Below are 11888 nucleotides of genomic sequence, written 5' to 3'. Positions count from 1 at the left end.
TGTGGGGAGCGCCTCTATTTTTCTGCGCTCTTTTTCTCAACGTTCCGTTGCTGTTGGCTTCTCCTTCACGAACCTCCGTCAGCTCACGTGCATCGACTACCTTGCCTCAATCTTTCACGGATTCAGGATGGTGTTAAATTAATAAAAAATGGAATAGATAAAACGCCATCTGACAATAAACCGTTTATTGCAAACGGAAGTACTTACGTACCTTTGAGAGCTGTTAGTGAGCTGTTGGGAGCTAATGTGACTTGGGACGGTGACAGCAATGCGGTTGTAATTGGTGATAAAGTAGAAGGAGATCCATTACCTCTACCATCAAATATTGTAAAGAATAAAGAGGGAGAAGGATATATTAAGGCAGCTATCAGTAGCAACGAAAAAATGACGATAAACGGCAAAGATTATGGGACTGTTGGCATGAAATTCATGACTAAATTTATTAATTCAGCATGGGCTCCCGTTAAGTTAAAAGCAACGGCAAGCTATCCGTTGAATGCTCAATATTCATCCCTCTTGCTATCCATTGGTACCGATGATGAAGATGCAAAAAAAGATGAAACAAGAACTGTTACGTTTTCAGACCAAGACAGCAAGATCTTAAAGCAATTTTCATTAAGTAAAGGAAGCGTTCAGGAGGCCGTAAATATAAACGTTAAAGGGGTGGTTACTTTAAACGTAGAAGTCTCTGATATTGAAAGTGGTTTTTATGCTCAAACAATTAATTTAGTGAGCCCTGTATTGAAAAAGTAACGACTGACGAATAAATAAACAAAGAGGATCCGCAGCTGCGGATCCTCTTTAATTTCTTCACAAAATAGGATAGAGAAAAGTGATTCTCCATAGAGAGAGATTAGCGTGGTGGTAGCCATGGCAAAGATATTTCTATGCTACCAATAAATTGGATTATTTTGTATGATGGATGTAAAAAGAGGTTGTTTATGGATCCTATAATGAATGATTTTCCAGATGAGTTTTTTACTGAACGTCTATTAATTAGAATGCCTAGACCAGGTGACGGTAAGGTTGTATGTGAAGCTGTAAATGCTACAATTGAAGAGTTGAAGCCTTGGATGAAATGGGCGCAGGAGAAGCATACCGAGTATAGTTCAGAACTTGGGATAAGAGAAGCACATATTAAATTCCTAAGTAGAGAAAACCTGAGGTTACTTGTATTTTTGAAGGATTCCGGTCAATTTATTGCTTCTTCAAGCTTACACAGCATTGATTGGGAAGTTCGAAAATTTGAAATAGGATACTGGATTGATATTAGGTATAGTGGAAATGGCTACATGACCGAAGCTGTACAAGGTATTTCTGATTTTGCATTTAATCATCTTAGTGCAAATCGGGTGGAGATACGTTGTGACACTAAGAACACTAAAAGCAAGATGATTCCCGAAAGGTTAAAGTTTGACTTAGAAGGTGTAATTAGGAACGAGGATCTGTCTGTTGATGGAAGTGAATTAAGGGACACGAACATATATGCAAAAGTAAAGCAAGCATCCTGTACCGATTCAATTCATTAAGCTAACGGGAGTTGAATCGGAATCTCCGGTTATAAAGCTATTAAATGTAAACAACGCGCCTATTCCTAAAGGAATTTATTATGATAAGATCAATAAATACAGGAGGCTGCAAATGAGAACAGAATCCGAAGTTATCGATCAACTATTACAATTTGCTCATGCCGATGATAAGGTAAGGGCCGTTATTCTGAATGGGTCGCGAGTGAACCCGAATGTGGTTAAGGACATCTTTTGCGATTATGATCTAAAATTTGTAGTCACCGAGCCTAGATACTATGCGGATCATCAGGGTTGGATTAAAACGTTTGGCGAACTGATTATCATGCAGCAGAACGATATTAAGACGAACGGTGAGGACGAATACATTTTTCTCATGCTTTTTACGGATGGGGTAAGAATCGATCTTTCATTCCGCCGGTCGGAGACCATCAACGAGCAAGCTGAAGATAGTCTTTCTAAAGTGCTTCTGGACAAAGATAATGTACTGAAGAAGTTTGCTCCTCCCTCCGAAGAATCATATATTACCGTTAAACCTTCAGCCAATGAGTTCCATCGGAACATCAATAATCTCTTATGGTGCTCGACGAACGCGGCCAAAGGTTTGTGGAGAGACGAGCTACCTTACGCAAAGTTTATGCTGGATATCGTTGTCAGACAGAATTTGATAAAGCTGTTATCCTGGTATGTTGGAGCAGAACACAACTGGGGGGTCAATCTAGGATCGGCCTCAAAATGGCTGAAAGACTATCTTCCTGAGCAACTATGGCACTCATTCGAGTATACATACAGCGGTCCAGCATCATCAGATATATGGGAAGCCCTTTTTGCGACGATTCGACTTGCAAAGGAAGTAGGGCAGCCACTTGCGGACAAGCTAAATTATGAATACCCTGCCCTCGACCATAGCAACGTGCTAGCCTATTTGGAGAGAGTTCGAGCTCTTCCGAAAGACGCGACGGAAATCTAGAAAACGAAAGAATCCAGTCAGTTTAAGACAGATCGGCAGACTCCATTCCGCTAAACGGATACGATAGTTCAATCGCTAAATCATGGCAGCCGGCACACGATCGGTTGCCGTTCTCCGCTAAAGTAACGGGCAGAATCCTGTAACTTAACTTGAAATAATTTTGCTCTTGTCCACACTTTGTGCATGGTATAATCCGGAAACATCTCTCATTAGAATAGGTAAGAAAGGGCGGTTAAAAATGAAGTTCATACTTATATTTGGTCCGCAGGCCGTAGGAAAGATGACTGTGGGCCATGAACTAGAAAAAATCACGCCTTTGAAGTTGTTTCACAACCATCAGACGATTGAACTGCTTCATCCTTACTTTGGTTTTGGATCTGAGATGTGGAGGTTGGCAGGTCTATTTCGCAAGGAAATATTTGAGCAGATGTCTAAAAGCAATAGTGCTGGGTTCATGTTTACTTACGTATGGGGATTCGATTTACCAGGTGACTGGAAATTTGTCGAACAAATTTGTAACATCTTTGAATCTAAGAGACACGAGGTATGTTTTGTAGAACTTGAGGCTGACATTGTGGAGAGGCTTGCACGTAACAAATCCCCTCATCGTTTACACCACAAGCCATCGAAACGGGACACCGAACAATCGGAAAAAGATTTACTTCATACGATGGAAAATCACCGCTTGAACTCACTACCTGGCGAGATCACAAGGGAAAACTACATTCGAATTCAAACAACCAATCGAACACCGGAAGAGACGGCTTTATTAATTAAAGAACGATTTCGGCTTTAGGTCGTTCCGTCAACGAGTTGTACAAGGAATATAAAGTTATAGACTGGACTCGTTGATTTGATGTTGTTTTTAGAGATGGAGCATCGTCAGCTTTTAAGAAAATGTATTAGACTGAACCCCACAATAACTAAAGACAGTCTGCAGACTTGGAAAATAAAGTCGTAGACTGCCTCTCCTTATTAAGCTATAGACTCCCGTCAATTCAACGAATAAGGCTATTCCTATTTCACTTTAGTGTCGATCAATTTGATCAATTCCTGGGTATCCCGTATATCTAACACGTTCATAAGGCGTAGCAAATTATGACTATCAGGTGTCGTATGGCTACTTTCCTACTTTTGACAGGTCCTCACTGAAGCACCGACTGCATCCGCGACTTGTTTCTGCGATAACTTCTCGGTTTCGAATATCTTATGGCAATGCAACAAATCCAGTTTTAATACCCCTTCTAAAGCCTGCTCCTTCATAAAATCTTAGTGTTTCTTCTCTCTTAGATCCTGTTTGAAGCATCACCTTGTAACAATTTTCCTTCCAAGCTTTTTCTAGCGCATGGGACAAAGCAAGTTTTCCGTAACCTTTTCTTCTATAATCAGAATGCGTTACAACATTCTCAATTAATCCGTAGGAACGTGCATTTCTTGTTAAATTCTTGATTATTACTAAAACACAAGAGGAAACAATCTTTCCTTCTACCTCGACTACAATGTAATGCATATTTGGGTCATTGTAGATTTCATCCCAGTGTACTTTTAGATTATCATCATATATCAGTTCAGGGTCATCATGATTTAAGTGCTTATATAGTGACAACAATTGATTTATTTCATCATATTTAATTTTCCTAACTATAGTACGTTCCCCCATACACTCCACCCTTAAGAGATAATTTTTGGTAGTCGCCAATTATAATAAGTTTACTCTATGATGGATGGATACGTATATATGAAGTTTAATTATTGTGATATACCTCGTGATTTGTGTGGTCATCATGCATAACTGCCCGTTAACGCCCACGCCAGTCTAATCATTTATTATCACAGTCTACAACTATATTTTTTCTAGGGGGAGTATAAGTTTGAACTGAAACAAACAATTTCTCTAACGTCGTTACGGCCATTAAAGAACCTCTCTACTGACAATTAACACGTTGTGAATTTCAGAGCCGATCCACCTTAGCGTACGGGAAAACCGGCTTATTACGCAATCGATGGGCTTAGCGTACGTTTTCCGCGTTTTGTTGGCGGTACCCCAATTACAAAATTGGAGCAGTCTTCCGGCTGTGAGCGATTTAATCATAGATCCAGAAGCTGCCTATATCCACATCACAACCAATAATACGATTGAGGGATCACAATTTCGTGATTTTCCCTTGACTACAGTCCCCCTAATTGGGGACATGACAAGTGATTTACTTAGTCGGAAACTTGAGTTTAACAAGTTCACAATGTTTTACGCTTCAGCTCAAAAAAATCTTGGACCCGCAGGCGCAACGGTTGTGGTCATGCATGAAGATATGCTGAAAGATTGTGTTAACACTATTCCAGCAATTCTGAATTACAAAACGTACGCTCAAAACAATTCACTTTACAATACACCCCCAGTTCATTCGATTTATATGATGAAACTTGTGCTTGAATGGGTAAACCAACAGGGAGGTATTGCAGAAATAGAGAAAATGAATATTCAAAAGGCAAACCTTCTTTATGATGTGATTGATAGCAGCGGTGGCTTCTACAAAGGAATTATTGAAAAACCGTTTCGTTCAATGATGAACATCACATGGCGAATGATCGATGAAAAATTAGAGAAACTTTTTGTTCAGGAGTCCGAGTTTCATGGTTTTGATGGTTTGGCTGGCCATAGAAGTGTTAGGGGGCTACGTGCATCTGCTTATAATGCTGTTCCTTATCAAGCTTGTAAAGATCTCGCTGAGTTCATGATAGATTTTCAAAAACGTAAAGGGTGAAGTGCAGTACTCTGTTGACCGAGAAGAATAGGCTGCGAGTATACTCAGCAGCCTGCTGAAGTAACTGAGAGGTTAATTTAAATAAGCTATACATCCGAACACATCATGCAGTAATGTAGATATTGTAATAGTAAACAGCTAACAACGGAGGTGCCGATATGAGTGGGATTGCCAAAACCTTAGAACCACCTTATTATGCAGTGATTTTTACATCTGAACGAACAGACGGGGATAACGGATATGCGGAAATGGCAGATGAAATGGAAAGACTTGCGTCCGTCCAACCCGGATTTATAGGAGTAGAGAGTTCAAGACAAGGTATAGGTATTACTGTATCTTATTGGGAGTCGCTCGAAGCTATACAAAAATGGAAACAAAATGAACGACATTTAATTGCTCAGCGTAAGGGTATTTCTGATTGGTACCTCACTTATAAAACAAGAATTTTAAAGTCGAACGGGATTATGGATTTGAAAAGTTTAAATAAGTCCAGTTAGCTACTGTATCCGTTGGAACATTTTATTCAAAGGGAAACGATAGCCCAAAGCCCTACACCACGAAACTGCCGCGAAAATGACCGGCAGCTTTATTACGCTAATGGGCAGCAGTTTAATTGAACATTGTATAGAAAATTTAGTTATAATCAAACTCGTCCAATCTTCAATTATTTACTATGCTAATATATTCTGTAAACCGGAAGGAACTCAAGGGCTAGTGTCATCTTGCTTTAAAGTACCGATTACACATTGTTCCTGTAGAATGGGAATTAGGGGGATGGTCATGGCTGAGAAGCTTAAGATAGATTCTGAAAAAGAAATAAAGCGAATTATTACTCAGTCGAAGCAAGCGGCTTTGATGGTGCTTCAAAACTATGATTTGGATTGGGAACAAATACGTTTCAACCAATTATCCGATACATGTACATTTATAATAAAAACAAGTAAGGGGGGGAGTTTTTTACTCCGTATTCATACAGGAATGAGTAGAGAAGAAATAGATTCTGAACTCATTTGGCTTGATGCATTGAATGAAAAGATGGATACTCCCCTTCCTAAAGGGATATTAGACCGCAATGGATCAAGAAGTGTAAGAATTAATTTGGAGAATGGGTACTTCAGTTACGCTTCATTGATGCGTTGGGTAGAGGGCGTACATGCGAGTGGCGGTCTTACTGAAGATCAAATCTTTAGAGAGGGAATGCTCTTGGCAAAGCTCCACCAGGAATCACAGAATTTCGAGTTGACCTCTAACTTCGTACGCCCTATTTGGGGCGAGGAAAGTTTTAGGCAATCTATGACTCGTTTAACGAAACATTACGATCGGTTTCTCGTAGATACCGAATTCCAGTTGTATCAGTCAGCGGCTGAAAAGATACTCTCCTGGTTTATCAAACTTAGCAAAGATGGCGAGAGATACGGATTAATTCATGGTGATTTGCACCAGGGGAACATTATATTTCATAATGGAGAACCTCGTCCAATTGATTTTGCGAGGTGTGGATTTGGATACTTTCTATACGATATAGCACATACAATTTTGGGGCTCTACCCTTGGCAAAGGGAGTTACTAATTAAAGGATATGAAAGCAAGAGGAGATTAGAAGGTAACTGGTTTACAGCATTGGAAAATTTCACGGTGATGGTAATGATCGAGAATCATTGTCACCATGCCCCTGATCCAAGGGAAACTGAGGGGCTAAAAGATGAACAGCCCTATGCACAGGCTATAATAAAAAATTACTTAGCAGGGGCACCATTTCTATTTAATGCAATAGAAATTTAAGAAGTATCCTCAATTAGTAAATTTCCAACTATAATTCCCATTCCCATAGGTCGTTAAGCTCTAATAGGATATGATAGTGCGGAGCTACCGTAAGGATAGCTCCTTTTAAGATTCATTGAAGTAACGGGAGTTTAATTCTAATAGAGGTTTTAGGGAAATTTGGAAGAATACATTATTAAAAACAAAGTGGAGGGTAGGTTGAATGGTTGAATTGGACAATTTTGCTCCGAGAAAAATACATATTATAGGTTCCGTTGGGAGCGGTAAAACAACATTAGCCAGGAATCTATCAAATAAACTGAGTATTCCACATTACGAATTGGATAATGTTGTTTGGAAGAGACATAAACCGAGAGATATTAAAAGAACTGATGAAGAAAGAGATCAACTGTTGAGCACAATTATTCATTCAAATACTTGGATTATAGAGGGTGCTCATTACAACGAATGGGTGTTCCAAAGTTTTAATAATGCTGATTTAATTATATTTTTGGATACTGATAATTCGAAACGAAAGTATCGAATTATCAAAAGATTTATCTTACAGTTACTCAGAATAGAAAAATCAAACTATAAACCGACTTTTGAAATATTCAGGAACATGTTTATCTGGAATGAAAATTTTGAATGTCGAATTAAACCGAAGGTTATAAAGAAGTTGGGACAATATTCTTCTAAGTCCATAACACTAAAAGATACAATCGAAATTATAAGCTCATTAACTAAAGGATACGATACTTAAATAGGGATCGCCAGCTGCTAAGCAGTCGGACGATCCCTATTTTGCTGAAGTAACGGGCAGTTTAATGCAAAAATATGTTATTATTGGATGTACCTTGCTAAGTTTAGAAGAGCTGAGAAGAGAAGGGTGAGCTGAGGATATGGGTGAAATAATTATACAAGAGATTAATGATGTAACTGCACTTCAAATTGCTGAAATGGATTGCTCACCACTACCAAAGGAAAGAGATTCAATCTATCTCAATTTTTATCGTCTTTTTCGTGATACATGTTTGGTCGCTGTAAATGATGGAGAAGTTGTAGGTTTCGCATTAGGGATGATTGACCAGACTTCTACATCACATGCCTACCTTAACTATTTATTTGTCAAAGAGAACTACAGGAAAACAGGAATAGGCAAAAGATTATTGGAACAATTTGAGATAGCCACTTCAAAAAAAGGCTGTAAGTTTGTAACTTTATTAACTGGTAAGAACGAGAATATTGAATACTACCAAAGGCAAGGTTACGAAAAGAACAATGATTTAGACCAGTTTAGTCAAAAAGATGCTGTTTATGATTACTATTACAACACAAAAAAGGTGTCCTTATTGATTAAGCGTGTATAACCCAAGATTATTAGCCTGCGAAACAGTGGTTCTATGGCATCTACGTTTTATCGCTATGCTAACGTGGAACGATATTGTAGGAGCTTGCCTCGCTGCAACTCTTTTTTGTTCATTCAAGTAACGGGAGTAATGTTCAATTAATGAAGGTCTATCAGTAAATTATCAGATATTTTTAATTGATCTGTATTCCAATTTTGTGAAATAATGCGTGTACAGAAATTACAAAGTATTTGTAAATCATGCTCATCAAGTCTAATCGAAAACGGAGGGGATATGAATGGCTTTTAATGATACTTTTAGGTTTGGCGCTCATGCAATAATATTTAATTCAGAAGGTCATGTACTTCTATTAAAGCGAACATATGGAGATATGGGATGGAGTTTGCCTGGTGGTAGTGTTGATCCTGGTGAAACCATTCATCAAGCGCTATATCGTGAATGTCGTGAAGAACTTGGAATAGAAGTTAGGGAGGTGGTATTAACGGGATTTTATTATCATAGTAGACTCAATGCACAAGTTGGAATATTTCGCTGTTCCATTCCAAATGATGAAGAAATAAAACTTAGTTCTGAACATTCTGAATATAAATGGATGCATTTATCGGAATTAAGTGAGGTTCAACGAATAAGGGCTTTAGACGCAATGGAGTATCAAGGAGAAGTAGCAAGTCGTACTTTTTAACTACCCAAAATTATCATCGCGCTAACGAATACGATACTTGAACGGCCGCTGCGGAGCAGCCGTTATTACGTTAACGGGAGGATAGTTCGATCACTTCGCGAATAATTTAAGGGTATTTGCGAAGTTTGTAAATACACGTTCTGTGAGATCTTAAAATATATTGAAAAGGAAGTAAAATGATGAATCGCACTTATATTGTAAATCAGCTATTAGAAAGGCATTTTCAAGATTTAATGAACTTATACAATGAAGCGTCATGGACAAAGACAAGAACGAGTGATGAAGTTCGAAAGATGATTGATAACTCGTATATATTTGGTTTATGTGATTCTGAATCAGATCAACTAATAGGATTTACGAGAGTTGTGACTGACTACGTTTTCCGAGCAACGATATATGACGTTATCGTTTTGAAACAATTCCAAGGCGAAGGATTTGGAAGGTTGCTAATCGAAGCGGTCGTTAATAGTACATTAATCAAGGGTATCGAACGCGTTGATTTATTTTGCGCAGATAATAAAGTGATGTTCTACGAAAAATGGGGGTTTAAAGAAGTTCCAATAACCACCAATTACATGAGCTTAATTAAGTGAGTACAAAGGATTAATGTGAATTGCACAAAGGAAATGATTTATTCTAATGAATGAAGCTTTCACTCTTACAAACTGGTTGGCTGTGCGATTGAGCAGTTTATATCATATTGTTCAACTCCCTCGGTACGATTCAGTTTTCTCACAAATGCTCACTTATTCGCAGGATTTCACCCTTGTAAATTTACCGAAAGATTGTTAGAGCAACCTAGCCTAGGATCAGGACAACATGAAGGCGTAAGGAAATAGAGGGGGAGATTGATACCCCATATCCTTCCATATACTGCACGCTTCTCCACGCCGCCCCTAGAGGTTTTCACTCCCATGTCTCAACGGGTCTTTGCCCTCTCATTCCTTCGTTACGCCTGTCCAAGGGGTGGAGGCCGGTCATGCTAACGTTACGGGTCGGTGCCCTTTGGTTGAATATATCCGGTACTCCGTGCTTTCTTTTGAAATCCCGCGAATAAGCCAAAATTCGTACGTTGAAACGGTAAGATATCGCTCAAGCAACTAGCTGAAGTGGCATTATTTTTTGAGGATCGTAGGCTTCACTGCTGCGAGCCATCCCCACGAGAATGCGAGCGAGCTTACCACATAGTTTCATAAGAGACCTCATTTTCTTCATCTTTTTCACCTGAACATTGTACGCATGCATCGCCTTGAATTCCGGATTATTAGCGGTCAGACTCATGGTCATCATGAAGATGAAACGTCGGAGGCGAGATCTTCCGCGTTTACTAATCTTCATCTGTCCGGTCCATTTGCCCGAGCTTGCTTCCGCAAGATTGAGACCAGCATGACGCAGCAAAGCGTTTCCATGTACAAAGCCACTTAAATCTCCGGCTTCACCAAGAATACCGGCGAGTGAAATGGCATTAATCCCTTTGACAACAAGCATCGAATTAGCAAAAGGAATACGATTTAAAACTGAAATAATCTCTGCCTCCACGACTTGCAGCTGTTGGCAAGCTAGGTCATATTCAGCGAGAAGCTGCATTAAATGGAGTTTGTACGCATGTGTTGCCTGCTTAGAACCAACAGAATGACGAGCAAGCGCAATTAGGGCATGAGCCTTTTTGTCCCCAGGTTGACGTTGCATAATGGTTTTCCAGCCCCTTACTACGTCTTGAGGCGTTAACTTTCTCAGTTCTTCAGGCGTTGGGAAAAGACGTAGTGTCGCCAATGAGCCTTTACACATCAGGTTCTTAAATATTTGTCTCAGCTCAGGGAACACAACATCAACCCAACGATGAATTTGGTTCTTCGTACTAACGAGTCTCGTAACGACGGAGTCTCGGTTGGAGAGAAAGACACGAAGCTCTTCAAAGGCTTCAGGCGTTTTGCGAATAAACGAGTAGTAGCCGTTTTTAACCATGTCTGCGATGACGAGAGCATCCTTTTTGTCGCTCTTCGATGGCGTATTGTCACGATTTTCCTTATTCTTTTTCACGAGATGCGGATTAACAAGAACAACTTCAAATTGTTTCTCGGATAGCCATCTGGAGACGTTCAGCCAATAATGACCAGTCGGTTCCATGCCGATGATAGCGGTGTTAAGATTGTGAGCTGCTTGCAACGATTGGATCCAGCGAAGAAGGATCTGAAAACCTTCTTCGTCATTTGAGAAAGCTAGCGGATTGCCGATTACGATCCCACGGAAGTTTACTGCACGCGCGACGTGCGTTTGTTGTGCGATGTCGATTCCGACGACGAGATGCTGCGGGCTAATCTTTTCAATGAGTTGATTTTGTTTCTCCTGTGCTTTAAACTTCATAGTAGAGCGTCCTCCTGGATGATGGGATTTTAAGGGCTATGACCCGTTGCATACTCCCATCGTACCGAGGCGCTTTTCTTTTTGCAAAGCTTGTAATTAACGCTCTACAGGAATGCTAACGGAGAACGATACTTGAATGCCAGATGGATACTTGGCTGCCCGTCCTTTTGAATTGGAAATTTGGATGTACGATGATGGAAAATACTTGCATGCAGATGGCTCGTGCATCAATACAGCCTGTTACGGAGTGTATGAATGGTTTTGATGTTGCATGAGACAGTGAGGACAGGCATGGAACTGATCATATGTGTGAGAGGAGATTGGACATGGACTTTATTTACGAAAATGAAACGTTGACAGTAACCGTTGTTAAAGCGATTCACACTGGCGATGTCCCATCGTTGAAACAACTTCTTGACGAGAATCCGGGCTTGGCTACGGCAAGAATTATCG

General features: G+C 39.7%; 12 protein-coding genes and 1 pseudogene. 11 read left to right on the top strand and 2 right to left on the bottom strand.

Translation table 11 applies throughout. The annotated features are described in order from the left end of the window. The 4 genes from LRL21_RS44250 to LRL21_RS44235 form a co-directional block, all read left to right on the top strand. Positions 1–753 (top strand): copper amine oxidase N-terminal domain-containing protein (locus LRL21_RS44250; RefSeq protein WP_240422124.1); only part of this gene is annotated, 753 nt, incomplete at its 5' end. A gap of 188 nt (positions 754–941) precedes the next feature. Further along, positions 942–1529: a GNAT family N-acetyltransferase gene (locus LRL21_RS44245; RefSeq protein ID WP_240422123.1), complete on the top strand. Its 588-nt coding sequence runs from the start codon at positions 942–944 to the stop codon at positions 1527–1529. A 112-nt stretch (positions 1530–1641) separates the two neighbouring features. After that, positions 1642–2496, top strand: coding sequence for an aminoglycoside 6-adenylyltransferase (locus LRL21_RS44240; protein ID WP_240422122.1), 855 nt, complete (start codon positions 1642–1644; stop codon positions 2494–2496). Between the two features lie 238 nt (positions 2497–2734). Further along, entirely contained in the window at positions 2735–3292 is a 558-nt protein-coding gene (locus LRL21_RS44235) for a shikimate kinase (protein WP_240422121.1), read from the top strand. Positions 3293–3703: 411 nt separating this feature from the next. On the opposite strand, the gene LRL21_RS44230 is transcribed toward LRL21_RS44235, so the two are convergent. Next, entirely contained in the window at positions 3704–4156 is a 453-nt protein-coding gene (locus LRL21_RS44230) for a GNAT family N-acetyltransferase (RefSeq protein ID WP_240422120.1), read from the bottom strand. 343 nt (positions 4157–4499) lie between these two features. Between LRL21_RS44230 and serC the strand changes: the two genes are divergently transcribed. From serC to LRL21_RS44195, 7 genes and pseudogenes are all read left to right on the top strand, one after another. Further along, positions 4500–5258: a 3-phosphoserine/phosphohydroxythreonine transaminase gene (serC, locus tag LRL21_RS44225; RefSeq protein WP_275901211.1), complete on the top strand. Its 759-nt coding sequence runs from the start codon at positions 4500–4502 to the stop codon at positions 5256–5258. A gap of 158 nt (positions 5259–5416) precedes the next feature. Beyond that, a pseudogene (locus LRL21_RS44220) lies at positions 5417–5745 on the top strand (antibiotic biosynthesis monooxygenase family protein). Between the two features lie 293 nt (positions 5746–6038). Further along, complete coding sequence (locus LRL21_RS44215) at positions 6039–7040, top strand: phosphotransferase enzyme family protein (protein WP_240422118.1); 1002 nt, start codon at positions 6039–6041, stop codon at positions 7038–7040. A gap of 202 nt (positions 7041–7242) precedes the next feature. Continuing rightward, positions 7243–7782 (top strand): AAA family ATPase, encoded by a 540-nt coding sequence (locus LRL21_RS44210; protein WP_240422117.1) that lies wholly within the window; start codon positions 7243–7245, stop codon positions 7780–7782. A 139-nt stretch (positions 7783–7921) separates the two neighbouring features. Beyond that, positions 7922–8389 carry a GNAT family N-acetyltransferase gene (locus tag LRL21_RS44205; RefSeq protein ID WP_240422116.1) on the top strand — a complete coding sequence of 156 codons (468 nt, stop codon included), beginning with the start codon at positions 7922–7924 and terminating at the stop codon, positions 8387–8389. Between the two features lie 277 nt (positions 8390–8666). Further along, positions 8667–9071: an NUDIX hydrolase gene (locus tag LRL21_RS44200; protein WP_240422113.1), complete on the top strand. Its 405-nt coding sequence runs from the start codon at positions 8667–8669 to the stop codon at positions 9069–9071. A gap of 176 nt (positions 9072–9247) precedes the next feature. Continuing rightward, complete coding sequence (locus tag LRL21_RS44195) at positions 9248–9664, top strand: GNAT family N-acetyltransferase (protein WP_240422111.1); 417 nt, start codon at positions 9248–9250, stop codon at positions 9662–9664. 499 nt (positions 9665–10163) lie between these two features. On the opposite strand, the gene LRL21_RS44190 is transcribed toward LRL21_RS44195, so the two are convergent. After that, complete coding sequence (locus LRL21_RS44190) at positions 10164–11435, bottom strand: IS110 family RNA-guided transposase (protein ID WP_240422110.1); 1272 nt, start codon at positions 11433–11435, stop codon at positions 10164–10166. Positions 11436–11888 lie beyond the last annotated feature (453 nt).

The sequence above is a fragment of the Paenibacillus periandrae genome, from assembly GCF_022458865.1.
Classification (GTDB): Bacteria; Bacillota; Bacilli; order Paenibacillales; family NBRC-103111; genus Paenibacillus_S; species Paenibacillus_S periandrae.
This window is presented reverse-complemented; position numbering and strand designations above follow the sequence as displayed.

What these genes read in the sequence shown, in the direction of transcription:
- LRL21_RS44245 (WP_240422123.1), top strand. Translation starts at nt 942, where the DNA reads ATGGATCCTATAATGAATGATTTTCCAGATGAGTTTTTTACTGAACGT.
- LRL21_RS44240 (WP_240422122.1), top strand. Translation starts at nt 1,642, where the DNA reads ATGAGAACAGAATCCGAAGTTATCGATCAACTATTACAATTTGCTCAT.
- LRL21_RS44235 (WP_240422121.1), top strand. Translation starts at nt 2,735, where the DNA reads ATGAAGTTCATACTTATATTTGGTCCGCAGGCCGTAGGAAAGATGACT.
- LRL21_RS44230 (WP_240422120.1), bottom strand. Translation starts at nt 4,156, where the DNA reads ATGGGGGAACGTACTATAGTTAGGAAAATTAAATATGATGAAATAAAT.
- serC (WP_275901211.1), top strand. Translation starts at nt 4,500, where the DNA reads ATGGGCTTAGCGTACGTTTTCCGCGTTTTGTTGGCGGTACCCCAATTA.
- LRL21_RS44215 (WP_240422118.1), top strand. Translation starts at nt 6,039, where the DNA reads ATGGCTGAGAAGCTTAAGATAGATTCTGAAAAAGAAATAAAGCGAATT.
- LRL21_RS44210 (WP_240422117.1), top strand. Translation starts at nt 7,243, where the DNA reads ATGGTTGAATTGGACAATTTTGCTCCGAGAAAAATACATATTATAGGT.
- LRL21_RS44205 (WP_240422116.1), top strand. Translation starts at nt 7,922, where the DNA reads ATGGGTGAAATAATTATACAAGAGATTAATGATGTAACTGCACTTCAA.
- LRL21_RS44200 (WP_240422113.1), top strand. Translation starts at nt 8,667, where the DNA reads ATGGCTTTTAATGATACTTTTAGGTTTGGCGCTCATGCAATAATATTT.
- LRL21_RS44195 (WP_240422111.1), top strand. Translation starts at nt 9,248, where the DNA reads ATGATGAATCGCACTTATATTGTAAATCAGCTATTAGAAAGGCATTTT.
- LRL21_RS44190 (WP_240422110.1), bottom strand. Translation starts at nt 11,435, where the DNA reads ATGAAGTTTAAAGCACAGGAGAAACAAAATCAACTCATTGAAAAGATT.